This is a genomic window from Micromonospora sp. WMMD714 (assembly GCF_029581315.1).
Classification (GTDB): Bacteria; Actinomycetota; Actinomycetes; order Mycobacteriales; family Micromonosporaceae; genus Micromonospora; species Micromonospora rifamycinica.
In genome coordinates this window covers 4,114,410-4,130,595 of sequence record NZ_CP120744.1, presented here as the reverse complement: position 1 = coordinate 4,130,595, position 16,186 = coordinate 4,114,410, and the positions used below count along the sequence as shown (strand labels likewise).

General features: G+C 72.3%; 9 protein-coding genes (1 of these 9 running past the window's edge). 3 read left to right on the top strand and 6 right to left on the bottom strand.

All coding sequences use genetic code 11. The features are described from left to right. Positions 1-46: 46 nt before the first annotated feature. Positions 47-718, bottom strand: coding sequence for a Crp/Fnr family transcriptional regulator (locus O7625_RS18055; protein ID WP_282340087.1), 672 nt, complete (start codon positions 716-718; stop codon positions 47-49). Between the two features lie 264 nt (positions 719-982). Here O7625_RS18055 and O7625_RS18050 point away from each other — a divergent pair, with 264 nt between their 5' ends. The 3 genes from O7625_RS18050 to O7625_RS18040 all read left to right on the top strand — a co-directional run bounded on the left by O7625_RS18050 (position 983) and on the right by O7625_RS18040 (position 2,893). Continuing rightward, a complete protein-coding gene (locus O7625_RS18050) occupies positions 983-1,399 on the top strand; it encodes a MerR family transcriptional regulator (RefSeq protein ID WP_282340086.1) in 417 nt (138 codons plus the stop codon). Positions 1,400-1,461: 62 nt separating this feature from the next. Then, positions 1,462-2,262 (top strand): SDR family NAD(P)-dependent oxidoreductase, encoded by an 801-nt coding sequence (locus O7625_RS18045; RefSeq protein ID WP_282340085.1) that lies wholly within the window; start codon positions 1,462-1,464, stop codon positions 2,260-2,262. A 73-nt stretch (positions 2,263-2,335) separates the two neighbouring features. Continuing rightward, positions 2,336-2,893: a dihydrofolate reductase family protein gene (locus O7625_RS18040; protein ID WP_282340084.1), complete on the top strand. Its 558-nt coding sequence runs from the start codon at positions 2,336-2,338 to the stop codon at positions 2,891-2,893. A gap of 138 nt (positions 2,894-3,031) precedes the next feature. Here the strand turns inward: O7625_RS18040 and O7625_RS18035 are convergent, their stop codons facing one another. The 5 genes in view from O7625_RS18035 to O7625_RS18015 are tightly spaced (at most 47 nt apart) and all read right to left on the bottom strand, a layout consistent with a single transcriptional unit that may run on beyond the window. Further along, positions 3,032-3,697 carry a class I SAM-dependent methyltransferase gene (locus tag O7625_RS18035; protein WP_282340083.1) on the bottom strand — a complete coding sequence of 222 codons (666 nt, stop codon included), beginning with the start codon at positions 3,695-3,697 and terminating at the stop codon, positions 3,032-3,034. After that, entirely contained in the window at positions 3,681-6,497 is a 2,817-nt protein-coding gene (locus tag O7625_RS18030) for a LuxR family transcriptional regulator (RefSeq protein WP_282340082.1), read from the bottom strand. Before O7625_RS18030 ends, O7625_RS18035 begins: the two co-directional genes overlap by 17 nt. 47 nt (positions 6,498-6,544) lie before the next feature. After that, on the bottom strand, positions 6,545-7,366 hold the full coding sequence (locus O7625_RS18025) for a methyltransferase domain-containing protein (RefSeq protein WP_282340081.1): 822 nt from the start codon (positions 7,364-7,366) through the stop codon (positions 6,545-6,547). A gap of 25 nt (positions 7,367-7,391) precedes the next feature. After that, entirely contained in the window at positions 7,392-12,605 is a 5,214-nt protein-coding gene (locus tag O7625_RS18020; RefSeq protein WP_282340080.1) for a type I polyketide synthase, read from the bottom strand. Further along, positions 12,602-16,186, bottom strand: partial view of a type I polyketide synthase gene (locus O7625_RS18015; RefSeq protein ID WP_282340079.1) — the end only. It continues 12,864 nt past the right edge of the window; only the last 3,585 of its 16,449 coding nucleotides appear in the window; the start codon falls outside the window, past its right edge; it ends in the stop codon at positions 12,602-12,604. Before O7625_RS18015 ends, O7625_RS18020 begins: the two co-directional genes overlap by 4 nt.

The window sequence follows — 16,186 nt, the reverse complement described above, 5'->3', positions numbered from 1 at the left end:
CTGCCCACCACTGTGCACAGCGGAGGTGACGTGGCTATCAGCCACGTCATCCGGCCAGCCGGTGCAGTGCATCGACATCGAGGATCGACACCCGCATGCGATGGGTGTCGAGTACGCCTTCCGCGCGGAGAATCCCGAGCGCGAGGACGACGGCGTTCCGGGACGCCCCGATCAGCTCTGCCAGATCTTGCTGCGGCAGCTCGAAGGCGCGTTGACCACCGGCGGCGTCAGCTGTCACGTAGAGTCGCAGCAGTGCTCGCGCTAGGCGCTGTCGCACCGGAAGGACAGCGATCTCGGTCCGCTGGACGTCAGACTGTCGGAGGCGGTTGACGGTGTAGCGGGCGTACGCGGCGGTGACGGACGGTCGTTCGATGAACCGTTTGAAACTCCCCCCTGGGACCACCCGGACCACCATCGGGGTCAGCGTCGAGACGGTGCCCGAGCGGCGGCCGCCGTCTATCACGGCAAGGTCTCCCACGACGTCGCCAGCCCCGCGGATCGTCAGGATCGCGCTCTTCCCCATTGCTTCGCCCCGAACTACCTTGACTGCGCCGCTGAGGATCACATATGCGTGCTCTCCCTCATCACCCTGTCGGAACAACAGGTAGTCGGCGGCCATGAGGCACCGAGAGCCGAGCGAGCACATTGCAGCCCAGTCGGTCGGCGAAAGAAAGGAAGCGAGGCCGCCACTGCCGGCGGACAGGTCGTCAACATCCACTCACAGAAGGTAACTAGCGGATTCCTCCCCGCCCACCCGTCGAGCCCGCCCGATCTGTTGGATCTGAGGCATCACGGTGAGCAGACGACACCGACGATCCGGCGGACTGGTCGGAGGTGGCAGTCGGCGACGCCGAGGGCGGTGGACGACGGGCCGGCGAGCCGGCTCCTGTCACGGCTCCGGAGGCGGGCAGCTCGGCACGGGTCGCGTGGCTAGCGCTAGATTTGACGTTCACACGGATGTCAGGGTTGACCGGGGGGTCGGATGCGGATCGGTGAACTCGCCAGGCGCACCGGCGTGAGCGCCCGGTCGCTGCGCTACTACGAGCAGCAGGGCCTCCTGACCGCCGTCCGCCTCGGCAACGGATACCGGGAGTACGACGAGCAGGCGGTGCTCCGGGTCGCCTTCATCCAGGATCTCTACGGTGCCGGAGTACCGTCGGAGGTCATTCGGGAGATCCTCCCGTGCTCCAGCGGCCGGCATCCCACCGGCGACTGCTCCGCGCTGTACGAACGGGTCCGGCAGATCCGTGACCGGCTGGCCCAGCAGGAGCGCCTGATCGGACAGCGACGGGAGATGCTGGACAGCTACCTGTCCGGTGCCGCCTCGCCCGCTGACATAGCCGTGCCGTCCCGGGGCACGGCCGCTCCCGTTCACCACGTTCCCCCAGGTCGCGCGTAGCGACGGGCACCTCCCGGCGCATCTTGACCTTGACACTGATGTCAGTGTCTAGCGTGAGCGGCATGACAACCGCATCCGACATGAAGGACCGCTACGTCCTCGTCACGGGCGGGTCGAGCGGCATCGGCGCGGCGATCGCGGACGAGTTCGCCAGCCGTGGGGCGAACCTGGTGCTGGTCGCCCGCGACGCCGGGCAGTTGGAGAGGACCGCCGCCGACCTGCGTGAGCGGCACGGCGTCACCGTGCTGAGCGTCGCGCTCGCCCTCGACCGACCCGGCGCTCCCCGCCACCTGATGGAGATCCTGCGCGAGGCGGGTGTCGAGGTGGAGGTGCTGGTCAACAACGCCGCCGTGGGCGCGCGGGCGATGGTGGCGGACAGCGACCCCACCAGGTTGCGTCAACTGGTGGACCTCAACGTCGGTGCCCTGACCGAGCTGACCACCCTCCTCGTCGCCGGCATGGTCCACCGCGGACACGGCTCGGTGGTCAACATCGCCAGCACCGGCGCCTACACGCCGGCGCCGGTCATGGCGGCCTACGCGGCCTCGAAGGCCTACGTCCTCTCGTTCACCCGGGCGTTGTGGGCCGAGACCCGGGCCAGCGGCGTCAGGGTGGTGGCGGTGAGTCCCGGGCAGACCCAGACGCCGATGAACCCTCGGCCGGGACGTGACAAGCGTCAGCCCGCTCAGGTTGCGCGCACGGTGCTCGCCGCGCTGGAGGGCACCGGACCGGCCGTGGTCGACGGGGGCCGCAACAAGGTGGCCACCGTCCTGATGTGCATGGTGCCCGCGCGGCTCATGGCCACTCTCGCGCTCCGGATGATGGCGCGTGGCGGGGCTGCGGCCACGGCGTCTCGACACTGACAGTGCCCCGACACGGGTCCGAGGTGCCGATCGTGCCCGGATCGACGACGTCGGGACACTAGACTCGCCGATCATGGGAATCCTGACCTTCAGCCTCAACGTCACCCTGGACGGTTGTGTCGACCACGAGGAGGGGATCGCGGACGACGAGACGCACGCCTTCTTCACCCGGCTCATGGACGAGAACGGGGCGATGCTGTGGGGGCGCGTCACCTACGAGATGATGGAGAGTGCCTGGCCGGCCGTCGCCCGCGGCGACGTGGAGGCACCCCCGGCGCTGCGCGAGTGGGCGGCCAAGCTGGAGGGCAAGCCCAAGTACGTGGTGTCGTCGACACGCACGGACTTCCCGTGGACCAACAGCCACCACGTCACCGGTGATCTGCGCGAGAGCGTGCAGCGCCTCAAGGACGCGAATCCGGCCGGGGTGCTGCTCGGCAGCGGCAGGCTGGCGACCGAGCTGGACCGGCTGGACCTGATCGACGAGTACCGGATGATGGTCCAACCCCGGATCGCCGGCCACGGTCCGACCCTGCACCAGGGTGGGCTGCCCGGCACGCGCCGGCTCGAGTTGCTCTCGGCGGAGCCGCTGCGCAACGGCGCGCTGATCGTGCACTACCGCCGCGCCGGCTGACTCGGAGCCGCTCCGGCATGGCCGGCGGTTCCCGGCCTGCGCGCCGTAGATCACGCCGAGTACGTACCTGGACCGCATGACGACGGCTGCGCGGCCTGCCGGGGCGGCCCGAGCCCGTCGATCGGCATCCGACGTCCCTCAGCGCTTCACCGCCAGCGTGAGGCCGTCGGCGAAGGACAGCATCGCCAGGTCGACCCGGTCGTCGGCGAGCAGCGAGACGTTCAGCTCCCGGATGGTGGCGGTGTCCCGGTCCTGGTGTTCCTCGTCGACCACCCGGCCGAAGAACACCGTGTTGTCGAGGACGACCAGCCCACCACGGCGGACGAGTCGCAGCGCGGCCTCGTAGTAGTCCGGGTAGCCCGCCTTGTCCGCGTCGATGAACACGAGGTCCACCGTGCCCGGCCCGAGTTCGCTCTCCAGGTCGGCCAGGACCTCCCGCGCGGCACCGACGCGTACCTCGATGCGGTCGGCCACCCCGGCACGTTCCCAGTACGGTACGGCGATCATCGGCCACCGGGCGGAGATGTCCACCGTGAACAACCGGCCACCGGGTGGGAGCGCCCTGGCCATGCACAGGGTGCTGTAGCCGGTGAAGGTCCCGACCTCGACCACCGCCAGCGATGCCGCGGTCAGTCTGACGAGCAGGGCCAGCAGCTGGCCTTCTTCCGGCATGATCTGCATCGCCCGGCCCATCGGCAGGGTGGCGGTCTCCCGACGCAGGTCGGCGAGGATCTCGTCGTCGCGCAGCGAGACCTGCCGGACGTAGGTGAGCAGGGCCTCGGTGAACTCAGTCTGCTGTGCCATCCGCATCCCATCCGGCTCGTATCTCCAGGGCGTCACGCAGCCCGGTCCGTGAGGTGACGCCGAGCTTGGGGTAGACCTTGTAGAGGTGCCCGCTGACGGTACGGTCCGACAGGCGCAGCCGGACGGCGATCTGCTTGTTCGTCAGGCCCTGGGCCGCGAGTCTGGCGACGGACTCCTCCTGCGCGGTGAGCCCGGCCGGCCCCTCGGCGGGGCGGGCGACGGCCAGACCGGCGGCCCGTAGCTCGTTGCGGGCCCGGGTCGCCCACGGCCTGGCGCCGAGCCTCTCCAGGACCTCCAGTGCCGCGCCCAGTTCCACGCGGGCCGGGCCGATCTCCTTGGCGCGTCGCAGCCGCTCACCGTAGGCGAGGCGGATCCGGGCGTGCTCCAGCGGCCAGCGTTCGTGTCCCGGTGCGGTCAACGCCTGCCGGAAAGCCTCGTCGGTATGACTGTCCCGGGCGAGCAACGCGGTGGCCCCGTGGGTGAGCATGGTCATCCGCGGGGAGAGCCGGTCGAAGCCCCCGTCGCGCAGCGTGTGCAGATATGCGGCCGCCTGTGCGCCGTGCCCGGTGTGTGCGGCGGCGTCGGCCAGGTCGAACACGATGCGGCGGGCGCTGACCGGCAGGCGGGTCATCGCCCCTGCCGGGGCGATGTTGGACAGGGTCGCATAGGCCTGTTCATGGTCGCCGGTGCCCAGAGCCACCAGTGACCGGGCCTGGTGGGCCAGGATGACCGCCAGGCCGATCCCGCGTGGTGCGGCCCACCGCAGCACCTCGTCGGTCAGCTCCAGCGCCTGCTCCGTCTCACCGCGTACCGCGGCCAGCAGCGCACGCTGGCACCGGGCGATGCCCTCCAGGGTCCGCAGGCCACTGACGCCCGCCACCGTGGCGCTCTCCCGCAGCAGGGTCTCCGCCTCGTCCCAGCGTCCCGAGTGGTACCGGTCCAGGATCTCCATGTGCAGTCCGAACCTCGCCGTCGGTGCTCCCCGGTTGTCGGCCGGCGCCTCGTGCAGACCACGCAGCACCGGCAGCAGTTCGGTGACCGCGTCGAGGGCGGAGGCGGTGGCGGAGAGGGACGCCGTGGACAGGGCGGTGAGTTCCGCCGGTGTCGTCGGCCAGCGGTCGAGCAGTTCCAGGAACCGCTCACGCATCGTGGCGGCGTCGCCGTCCCGGCCGGAGAGGATCGCGCGGCACCGCAGGACGATCTCCGCCGACGCGCAGTCGGGGCGGGCGAGGACGGCGTCCAGGGCCGCCCAGTGGTCCGGCCGGTCGGCGAGGACACACACGTGGAACAGCATCTCCAGCGCCATGCGGCGCATCGGCACGCTGGTGCTGGGGTCGTCGAAAACCCGCACGAGACGACGGTGCGCCATGTCCACGTCGCCCTCGTCGAGGGAGAGGAGGTACGCGCTGACGGCGGCGGTGTGGGTGGTGACGCCGAACTCCTCCGGGGCCGGGTTGAGGTGTTTCGCCCATTGCAGCCAGCCGGCGCGGCACGCCAGTTGGGCCGCGATGCCCAGGCGTTCGGCGCGGGCGGCCGGCGCGGTGCTCAGCTCGGCGGCACGGGCGAACATCTCGGTGGCCGTGGTGAGGACGCCCTGGTCGGCGGCGCGGTCGCCGGCCGCCGCCAGGGCATCGGCCACGGTGTCGTCCGGGCCCAGTGCCGCAGCCGCCAGGTGCGTGGCCCGGACGTCCTGGTCGGCGTTGGTCACCCCGGCCAGCTGGCGGTGGGCGGTGCGCAGCTCGCCCCGGGTTGCCAGGTCGATCGTGGTCAGCCGGACCAGTGGGTGGGTGAAGAGGAGCCGGTCGGTGTCCATCGTGACGAGGTGGTGCCGTTCGGCGGGGCAGAGCTGGGCCGTGACGTCGGTCTCGCCGGTCGCTTCGGCGATCGTCGCGAGCTGGGCCTTCTCGTCGAGTGCGGCGACCAGCAGAAGCTGTCGGGCCGGCTCGGGCAGGGCACGGATCCGCGCGCCGACGTGCCCGCTGATCCTCGGGGTGACCGGCAGGTGGACCGGCAGCGGCATGCTCGCGCACCGCTGCTCCTGGCTGAGTGCCTTGGGTAGCTCGATCAGTGCCAGCGGGTTGCCGCGGGCATGGTCGAGGATGATGCGTCGGACGCGGCTGTGCAGGGTGGGGTGCCACGCGTCGATCAGCAGGCCGGCGTCGTGGTCCGACAGTGGCGCGAGCTGACGGCCGTACGGCCCGGCGGCGGCGAGCAGCGGCCCGGGTTGGCGGGCGGCGACCACCAGCACCAGGCCGGCCAGTCCACACGTCCGGCGGGCGACGAAGGCGAACAGTTCGGTGCTCTCCCGGTCGATCCACTGGGCGTCGTCGACCAGCACCACCAGCCCACCGTCGTCGGCGAGCTCGGTGACCAGGGACAGGGTGGCCGCGCAGGTCGACAGTCGGTCGGGCGTGGGGCCGTCGGCGTGCCCGAGGATGCGTGACAGGGTGACCCGCTGGTGGGCGGGCAGACGACCGAGGTCCGCGCGCAGGGCGTAGAGGAGCTGGTGCAGGCCCGAGTAGGGAAGGTCGGCTTCGGCGGGTGCGCCGGTGACCCACACGACGCGACGACCGGCCCGGTGGGCCTGTTCGTCGGCGGCGCGGAGCAGCGCTGTCTTGCCGACGCCGATCTCGCCGTTCACCAGCAGGGCCGGGATGCGCTCGCGGCCGCGGAGCAGGGCGTCGAGCAGTTCGGTCTCGGCTGCTCTGCCGATCAGCCCGGCCCGGCTGTGGGACGGTGTCGGGTGCCCGTCGTCGGGTGCCGGGTAGGCGAGCAGGGCGAGCTGATGCCGGGAAAGCACCTGGTGACTCCCCACCGATCGATGGGATGAACCCTTTCCCCCCACGGTCATCGGCGCTGGGCCACCGCCAGGACGTAGCCGGCCGCGGTGACGCCGCTGAACCGCCTGAACAGTTCGACCAGCTGGTCGAAGTGCGCGGGCGCGATCCTGCCGACGAAGTCGGCCCGGACCTCACGCATGCGGTCGGACAGCACCGCGAACGCCCGCATCACGTTCGTGCTGATGTCGTCGAACTCGACGACCTCGAAGCCCGCCCGGTCCAGTCTGTCGGGCAGCGCGGCGATGGTCCGGCACTGTGTCACGGCACAGAAATTGTCGATGATCTCTTTCTCTGCGCCGCTCGCCGGGTGTCTGTCGATGATGTCGGCGATGACCAGCCGTGCGCCCGGGCGTAACACGGTGGCGATCTCCTGGAGTGCCCGGTCCTGGTCCGGCATGTGGATGAGGGACTCGATGGCGAAGGCCCCGTCGAACATACCGGGTCCAAACGGCATGTTCATGGCGTCAGCGTAGCGGAAGTGTACGCGGTGGGCTACGCCGAGTTGCCGCGCCCGGTCCCTGGCCGTGTCGATCTGCCCGTGGCTGACGGAGATTCCCGTCACCACCGTCCCGTCCTGTGTGGTGGCGAGCCGCAGCGAGGCGGTGCCCGCTCCGCAGCCGACGTCCAGCACCTGGCTGCCGGGGCCGGCACCGACGCGTGCGACCACCATGTCGGTGAGGCGGGTGGCTGCCTCGGCGACGGAGGTCTGGTCCTCGTCGTCGCTCCAGTAGCCGACGTGGATGTTGCCGTCGAGCAGCGTGGTGAACAGTTCGGTCATCACGTCGTACATGTGACCGACGTCGGTCGATACCGGTGCTGAGTTCGCCATGTGGTGTCCCTCGCCTTTCTGGGGTCTAGAGGCCGAACCTGCTGTCGATCAGCTTGAGGACCTCCTGCCGTGACGCGCTCGTCAGATCGATTCCGGACGGCGTCGACCGGTCGCCGAGTTCGGCCAGCAGACGACCGAGTCGATCCGTGACCTGTGGTCGGATGCCGTCGTCCGGGTCCAGGGACGCGAGCTGCGATTCCAGTCGGGTCAGCGTCTCCAGGACGGGCGGCGGTGCGGCCTCCTGCACCGGGACGGCCGCCGCGCGGAGATGGGCCGCCAGTTCCTCGGGGTTCGGATGGTCGAAGACCAGGGTGGGCGACAGTCGCAGGCCGGTCGCGGACTGCAACCGGTTGCGCAGCTCGACGGCCATCAGCGAGTCGAATCCGAGGTCCCTGAAGGCCCGCCCGGCGCCGACGGCGTCCGGGCCCGGGTGACCCAGGACGGCTGCGGCGTGTCCGCGTACCACGTCGACCAGTACCCGGTGCTGTTCCCCGGGCGACAGCCCGGCCAGCCGATGCAGCACGTTGCGCTGATCGGTGCTCCGGCGCACCTGTGCGGGGCGCAGGCCACGCATCATGGTCGACGGGTTGTCGTTCGCGGCCACGTCGAGACGGGCGGGCACGAGCAGGGGTACGTCGGTCCGCAGCGCGGCGTCGAACAGGGCGGTTCCCTCGGCGGCGGACAGTGGCGTGACGCCGGCCCGGTCGGCCCGGGCACGGCCGGTCGCGTCCATCGCGGACGCCATCCCGTCGTGCTGTGCCCACAGCCCCCAGGCCAGCGACTGGGCGGGGAGCCCCAGCGACCGGCGGTGCACCGCGAGGCCGTCGAGTGTGGCGTTCGCTGCGGCGTAGGCGCTCTGGCCGGGGCTGCCGAGGATCCCGGCGGCGGAGGAGAACATCGTGAAGAACGCCGGTGGTCGGTCCCTGGTCAGTTCGTGCAGTGCGACGGCGGCGTCGACCTTGGCCCGGAGCACGGCGACGATCCGCTCCGGTGTCATCGACTCGACCACGCCGTCGTCGAGCATGCCTGCCGCGTGGATGATCCCGCCGATCCGCACACCGACGAGCACACGCGCCAGCGCGTCGCGGTCGGCGGTGTCGACCGCGACGACCTGTGCCCCGAGGTGCTCGGCGAGTTCCGTGGCGGCGGGCGATTCCGGGCCGCTGCGGCTGAGCACCAGCAGGTTCCGCACGCCACGATCGACGACGAGATGGCGGGCGATCAGCCGGCCGAGCGCGCCGGTACCTCCGGTGATGACGACCGTCTCGTCCGGTGGCACCAGCGGTCCGTCGTCCGCGGCGGCGGGCACCGGGGTCCGTGCCAGCCGGGGCACCAGCATCCGGCCGTCGCGGACCGCGATCTGGTTCTCCCCGGCGGCGACCACCGCGCTCAGCGCCCGGTCGTCGTGTGTGCCGTCGGTGTCGACGAGGACGAGACGTTCGGGGTGTTCCGACTGGGCGGAGCGCACCAGTCCCCAGACTCCCGCGGCACCCAGGTCGGACACCGTGTCGTCGGCCGTCGCCGCGACCGCCCCGGCCGTCTGGATCATGAGCCGTTCCTGATCGTCGTGGCGTTCGGCGAGCCATAGCTGCACCTGCCGCAGGATGTCGGTGATCACGTCGCGCGGGTTCGCGCCGCCGCAGCGCCGTACGTCGAACGTGATCCCGGTGGGTTCCTGCCCGGCCGGCGTCGGCTGCCACCGCACGTGGAACATCGCTCGCCGCAGCACGGTGTCGGCGGTCAACTGTTGCGTGGTCACCGGTCGCAGCGTCAGGGAGTCCACCGCGTACACCGGGCTGCCGGCCTGGTCGAACGCGGCGACGGCGATGGTGTCCGCGCCGGTACGGCGCAGCCACACCCGGGCCGCCGTGGTGCCGGTGGCGAACACCGCGACGCCGCTCCAGGCGAAGGGCAGGCCGGCGGCGACGAGCAGGGTGGCCGCGTGCAGGGAGGCGTCCAGCAGGGCCGGGTGCACGCGGTGGCGGCCGGCCTCCTCCACCGCCACCTCGGCGCCGACGACGTCGTCGCGCTGCCACGCGGCATGCAGGCCCTGGAACGCCGGCCCGTACTCGAAGCCCTGGTCGGCGAGCCTGTCGTAGGTGCCGTCGGTGTCCACGGGCGTGGCGTGCGCCGGTGGCCAGACCGGCTCGGTCGGGGGCAGGGGCGGCTGCCGGTCCGACAGGTTTCCGATGGCGTGGCAGGTCCAGCCGGTTTCGTCGGGTGTCCGGGAGTACACCTTCACCGTCCGCTGACCGGCGGTGCCGCCCGGCTCCAGCACGACCTGCACCGGGATCTCGCCCTGCTCGGGCACCGCCATCGGCGTCGCCACGGTCAGGTCGTCGACGACCGGGCAGCCGACCAGGTGGCCGACGGTGAGGGCGAGGTCGACGAACGCCGCGCCGGGCAGGAGCACCACTCCCCCGTACGCGTGGTCGGCCAGCCACGGCTGGGCGTGCCGGGACACCCGACCGGTCACTACCAGCCGGTCCACGTCGGGGGACTCCACCACCTCGCGGAGGATGTCGTGGTCGAGGGCGGACGACCCGCGTCCGGCGTCACGCCCCAGGCTGATGCCGCCGGCCCAGTACCGTCGGTGCTGGAAGGCATAGGTCGGCAGGTCGAGCCGCCGCCCGGTGTCGCCGAGCCACGCGGTCCAGTCGACGGTCCGGCCGTCGGCGTACGACCGGGCCAGCGCGGCCAGGAGTGCGGCCGGTTCGGTCAGCCGACGGTGCTGCGCCGGCACCCACGGGACCGGCTCGGTGGCCAGTCCGGTCAGTACGGCGTCCGGGCCGATCTCCACGCAGGAGGTGACGTCGTGCTCGGCGAGGGTACTGACACAGTCGGCGAACCGGACGGTGTCCCGGATGTTCGCCACCCAGTGCTCCGGTGAGCACAACCGGGCCGCCGAGGCGGGTTTCCCGGTCACCCCGGACAGCAGCGGCAGGACCGGGGGCCGCAGCTCCACCGTCGCCAGGACCCGACGGAACTCGTCGGTCATCCCCTCGATCAGCGGGGAGTGGAAGGCGTGGCTGACCGCGAGCCGCGTGGTCCGGATGCCCCGGGCGGCCAGGGCGGCGGCGGTCGCGAGAACCGGCTGCTCCGCTCCGGAGAGCACGACGGCGGTGGGTCCGTTCACCGCGGCGAGGGCCACCTGCCCGGACAGGTACGGTGCCACCGTCGCCTCGTCCGCGCGTACCGACACCATCGCGCCGCCGGTCGGGAGTGCCTGCATCAACCGGCCACGGGCGGCGACCAGGCGGGCCGCGTCGGGTAGGGACAGCACCCCGGCCACGTGGGCGGCGACGAGTTCACCGACCGAGTGGCCGAGTACCAGGTCCGGCCGGATGCCGAAGGTCCGCATCAGTTCGGTGAGCGCCACTTCGAAGGCGAACAGTCCGGCCTGGGCGTACTCGGTCTGCTCGACCAGTTCCGGGGCGTCGCCCCAGACGACCTCGCGTAGCGGACGCGACAGGTACCGGTCCAGTTCCGCGGTGACCGCGGCGAAGGACGCGGCGAACGGCGGAAAGGCCCGGGCGAGGTCGCGGCCCATCCCCAGCCGCTGGGAGCCCTGCCCGGTGAAGGCGAACGCCGTCGGCCCGGCCGGTCGCGCTTCCCCGGTGACCACCGCGGGGTCGTCCGCTCCGGCGGCCAGCGCGGCGAGGCCCCGCCGTAGGTCGGTCAGGCTCGACCCGGTGACCACCGCGCGGTGCGGGAACGTTGGCCGGCGGGTCAGCGAGCGCGCCACGTCGGCGGGGTCCGGCTCCGGCTGACGGTCCAGGTGGGCCAGCACGCGCGCGGCCTGCGTTCGCAGGGCTTCGGGCGTTCGCCCGGACACCGACCAGACCAGGCCGGGTGGTGTCGTCACCGCGGTGTGCGGCCCCGCTGCCGGCTGGGGAGGCTCGGCCGGCGGCTCCTCGATGATGACGTGTGCGTTGGTTCCGCTCACGCCGAATCCGGAGATCCCGGCCCGCCGGGGTCGCTGTCCGCGGGGCCAGTCGCGGGGCTCGACAAGCAGGCGTACCCCGCCGCTGGACCAGTCCACCTGCCGGCTCGGCTCGTCCACGTGCAGGGTGCGGGGCAACCGGTCGTGCCGCATCGCGAAGATCATTTTGATGATGCCGGCGACACCGGCGGCGGCCTGCGTGTGGCCGATGTTCGACTTGACCGATCCCAGCCACAGTGGTCGCTCCGCGGGCCGGTCACGTCCGTAGGTGGTGAGCAGGGCCTGCGCTTCGATCGGGTCGCCGAGGGTGGTTCCGGTGCCGTGTCCCTCGACCACGTCGACGTCGCCTGCGGTCAGGCCGGCGGCCACCAACGCCTGACGGATCACCCGCTGCTGGGCCTTGACGCTGGGGGCGGTGAAGCCGTTCGACGCGCCGTCCTGGTTCACCGCGCTACCGCGGAGCACCGCCAGCACGGTGTGCCCGTTGCGCCGGGCGTCCGACAGTCGTTCCACCACCAGGACGCCGACGCCCTCGGCGAACCCGGTGCCGTCGGCGCCCTCGGCGAAGGACCGGCACCGGCCGTCGGCGGAGAGTCCCCGGCGGCGGCCGAACTCGATGACCGCCTCCGGTGTCGCCATGACGGCGACCCCGCCCACCAGCGCCAGCCCGCATTCCCGGGCCCGCAGCGCCCCGGTGGCCACGTGCAACGCCACCAGCGACGCCGAGCAGGCGGTGTCCAGGGTCATCGCCGGACCTTCCAGGCCCAGCGTGTACGAGATCCGGCCGGAGATCATCGCGCCGGTCCCGGTGCTGCCGAGGTAGTCGTGGTACATGGCGCCGACGAACACACCGGTGTCGCTGCCCCGCAGCGTGGTCGGGTCGATCCCGGCCTGTTCGATCGCCGACCAGGACACCTCGAGCAGCAGCCGCTGCTGGGGATCCATCTCCAGCGCCTCGCGCGGTGAGATGCCGAAGAAGTCGGCGTCGAAGACCCCGGCGTCGTGCAGGAATCCGCTGCCGCGGGTGTAGGTGTGCCCGGGCGTTCCCGGCTCGGGATGATAGAGGTCCTCGGCCCAGCCCCGGTCGGTGGGCAGCGGGGTGATGCCGTCGCCGTCCTCGACGACGAACTGCCACAGTTCCTCCGGTGACCCCACCCCGCCCGGGTACCGGCAGGCCATGCCCACGATCGCGACCGGCTCCCGCAGCGATTCGGTCAGGCCGAGGTTGCGCAGGCGCAGCCGTTCGTTCTCCTTGACAGCGGCGCGGAGCGCCTGGACCAGCTTCTCGTCGCTCATGGAGACGGGACCTCCTCGTCTGGGTCGCCCGGGTCGGCACCGTGCAGCGCCCTGGCGATGAGGCTCTCGGTGTCCAGGTCGTCGATCGCTTCCAGCGCATCCACCCGGGCCGGCTCGCCGGTGGCCAACGCGACGAGGCGGTCCAACAGGCCCGACTCGCGCAGCTCGCTCATCGGGATGGTGTGCAGCAGTTGCCGGACCTGCTCGTCGTCGGCGGGGCCGACGGTCGGTTCGGCCGCGGGGAACAGCAAGGTGTCCAGGTGCACGGCCAGCTCGTGCACGCTGGCGTGCTCGAAGACCATGGTGGCGGGTAGTCGCAGGCCGGTGGCGTCGTCCAGGCGGTTGCGGAACTCGACCGCCATAAGCGAGTCGAATCCGAGGTCGGTGAAGGCCCGGTGTGGGCCGATCGCCGCGGTCGTGGGGTGTCCCAGCACGGCGGCCGCATGGCCGCCCACCAGGTCCACGAGCATCCGTCGGCGGTCCTGCGTCGAGCGTCCCACCAGCCTGGCTTGGATGTCGTCGCGGCGGGGCCGCTGCCGCGGGGATCGCGGCAGCAGGCTCCGGAACAGCGGCGCGGTCGTCTCTCCCGGTGTGGGTCGCAGTCGGGCCGCCACCACGACGGGCCGCGCGCAGCGCAGCGCGGCGTCGAACAGCAGCAGGCCGTCCCGGGTCGACAGGGGGGTGACCCCGGTCCGCGCCGCGCGGTCCCGGTCCACCGCCCCCATGCCGGCGGTCAGGGTCGAGGGGGTCTCCCACAGGCCCCAGACGATCGACCGGGCCGCGAGCCCTCGGGCCCACCGGCGCGTCACCACCGCGTCCAGCGCCGCGTTGGCGGCCGAGTACGCGGCCTGCCCGGCGTTGCCCAGAATTCCCGCGAGCGAGGAGAACACCACGAAGAACGACAGCTCCTGGTCGCGGGTCAACTCGTCCAGCCACCCGGCCGAGGTGGCCTTGGTGGACACGACGCGTCGGACGCGGTCCGGTGTCAGCGATGCCACCGGGCCGTCGTCGAGCACTGTCGCGCAGTGCACGACTCCGCCGATCCGGACGCCGTGCAGGGCTCGGCCCAGCGCCTCACGATCGGACACGTCGACGGCGACGATCCGCGCGCCCAGGTCGGCGGCGAGCCCGGCGGCTTCGGGTGCGTCCGGCCCGCTTCGGCTCAGCAGCAGCAGGTCGCGGACGCCGTGTTCGGCCACGAGGTGCCGGGCGACCAGGGCGCCGAGGCCGCTGGTGCCCCCGGTGACCACGACGGTGGCCCGTGGATCGACCAGGGGGAGGTCCGCGTCCACCGTGGTGGGCACCAGCCGGGGCACCAGCGCGCCCGTGGATCGCAGCGCGACCTGGGGCTCGTCCCAACCGGAGAGGTCGGCCGGCGGCTCCTGGGTGCTGCCGGCGGGCAGGTCGACCAGGATGAACCTGCCGGGGTGTTCGACCTGAGCGGACCGCACCAGGCCCCAGACGGCCGCCGCGCCGGGCTGCGGTGGGTCGTCCTGCGCGGTCGTCTGGACCGCGCCGTGGGTCACCAGCACCAGCGGCCGGCCGGTGGGGTCGGCCAGGCGGTCCTGGAGGATCTCCAGGACGTCGCCGACGTCCCGACCGGTGACGACGATCCGGTCGTGGCCGCCGGTGGCGGCAGGATCGGGGTGCTGCGGTGGTTGCCATTCGACCGCGAACAACGCGTCGCGTGTCCGGCTGTCGGTCGGATGGCTGCGCAGGGTGAGCGCGTCCACGGTCAGGACGGGGGTGCCCGCCTCGTCGGTGGCGTCGACCGACAGGGTGTCCGCGCCGGTGTGGCGCACTCTCGCCCGCAGGACCGCACCGCTCGGCGCGTGGAAGCGCAGACCGCTCCACAGGAACGGCACCCGGGGCCGGTGGCCACCCTCCAGGAACACCGCGGCGTGCAGGACGGCGTCCAGCAGGGCCGGGTGTGTTCCGTAGCCCTGCGGATCGGTGGTGGTCCGGGCCTCGACGAGGATCTCCTCGCCGACACGCCAGGCCGACCGTAGGCCCTGGAACGTCCCGCCGTAGGCGAAGCCCTGGTCGGCGAGGCCGGAATAGAGCCCGTCGAGGTCGATCGGCACCGCTCCGGGTGGGGGCCATTCGCCCGCCGCGCCGCCGGCCTGCGGCACCGTCGGGGAGAGCACGCCCGTCGCGTGCTGCGTCCACGGGCCGTCGTCGTCGCCGGTCCGGGCGTAGACCGCGACCGGACGCCGGTCGGAGGCGTCCGGGCCGTCGACGATCACCTGTACCCGCACGGAGCCGGCGGCGGGCAGGTACAGGGGTGTCCGGAGCGTCAGTTCGTCGAGGGCGAAACTGGCGACAGCCGCTGCGGCGCGACGTACGAGCTCCACGAAACCGGTGGCCGGGAAGAGGGGCACGCCGTGGACGACATGGTCGGCCAGCCAGGGCTGGGCGGCGACGGACAGCCGGCCGGTGAAGACCAGTCCACCTCGGTCGGGCAGGTCCACTCCCGCGCCGAGCAGGGCATGGTCGACAGCGTCCAGGCCGGCGCGGGTGACGTCGCCGGTCGGGAGGCTGACGCCGGGCCAGAACCGGGTGGACTGGAAGGGGTACGTCGGCAGGTCGACCCGGCGGGCACCCGGGAACACCGTCGGCCAGTGCACCACGATGCCGTGCAGGTGGGCGCGGGCGGTCGCGGTGACCACGGTGACGTCCTCGGACTGGTTGCGCCGGCACGTCGGAATGTTGGCCGCCTCGCGTGGACCCAGCGCCGACAGGACCGAGTCCGGTCCGATCTCCAGGGACACGGTGACGCCGAGGTCGGTCAGCCGGGCGACCCGGTCGGCGTAGCGCACCGTGTCGCGGACGTGCCGGACCCAGTAGCCGGGATCGGTGACGTCACCACCGGCGACGAAGTCGATCACGGGCTTGTTGAACGTCAGCTGGTCGACGACGTCCTGGAAGTCGGCGAGGACCGGCTGCATGAGGTACGAGTGGAAGGCGTGTGACACCTGCAGCCGGGTCGACCGGTCGAATCCGGCGGCCACCCGTAGGACTGCCTCCTCCGTGCCGGCGATCACCACCGCCCGGGGGCCGTTGACCGCGGCGATGGACACCTCGTCGGACAGCAGCGGCAGGACGTCCGCCTCGCCCGCCCGCAGCACCACCATCGCTCCGCCACGGGGCAACGCCTGCATCAGGCGGGCGCGCTCGGCCACCAGCGTGCACGCGTCGTCCAGGGAGAGGACGCCGGCGACGTGGGCGGCGGCGATCTCGCCGATCGAGTGCCCGGCCACGTGGTCGGGCACGATCCCCCAGGACTCGGCCAGCCGGAAGAGCGCCACCTGGAACGCGAACAGGGCGGGCTGGGCGTTGCCGGTCTCGGCGAGCCGGGCCTGGTCCTGGCCGAAGAGCACGTCGCGGATCGGTAGCCGGGCCAGCACCTCGTCCATGGCCTGTGCAAAGACTCGGTGTCGGCGGTACAGATCGGCACCCATGCCGGGCCGCTGGGAGCCCTGGCCGGAGAAGACCATCGCCAGTCGGGGCGCGGGCGCGGCTGCTGCCCGGAAGAGTCCGGCGTGTTCCTCGCCGGCCGCCAGCGCCTGTAGGGCGGTGCG

Coding starts and splice junctions, on each gene's coding strand:
- O7625_RS18045 (WP_282340085.1), top strand. CDS start 1,462: ATGACAACCGCATCCGACATGAAGGACCGCTACGTCCTCGTCACGGGC.
- O7625_RS18020 (WP_282340080.1), bottom strand. CDS start 12,605: ATGAGCGACGAGAAGCTGGTCCAGGCGCTCCGCGCCGCTGTCAAGGAG.
- O7625_RS18035 (WP_282340083.1), bottom strand. CDS start 3,697: ATGGCACAGCAGACTGAGTTCACCGAGGCCCTGCTCACCTACGTCCGG.
- O7625_RS18040 (WP_282340084.1), top strand. CDS start 2,336: ATGGGAATCCTGACCTTCAGCCTCAACGTCACCCTGGACGGTTGTGTC.
- O7625_RS18025 (WP_282340081.1), bottom strand. CDS start 7,366: ATGGCGAACTCAGCACCGGTATCGACCGACGTCGGTCACATGTACGAC.
- O7625_RS18050 (WP_282340086.1), top strand. CDS start 983: ATGCGGATCGGTGAACTCGCCAGGCGCACCGGCGTGAGCGCCCGGTCG.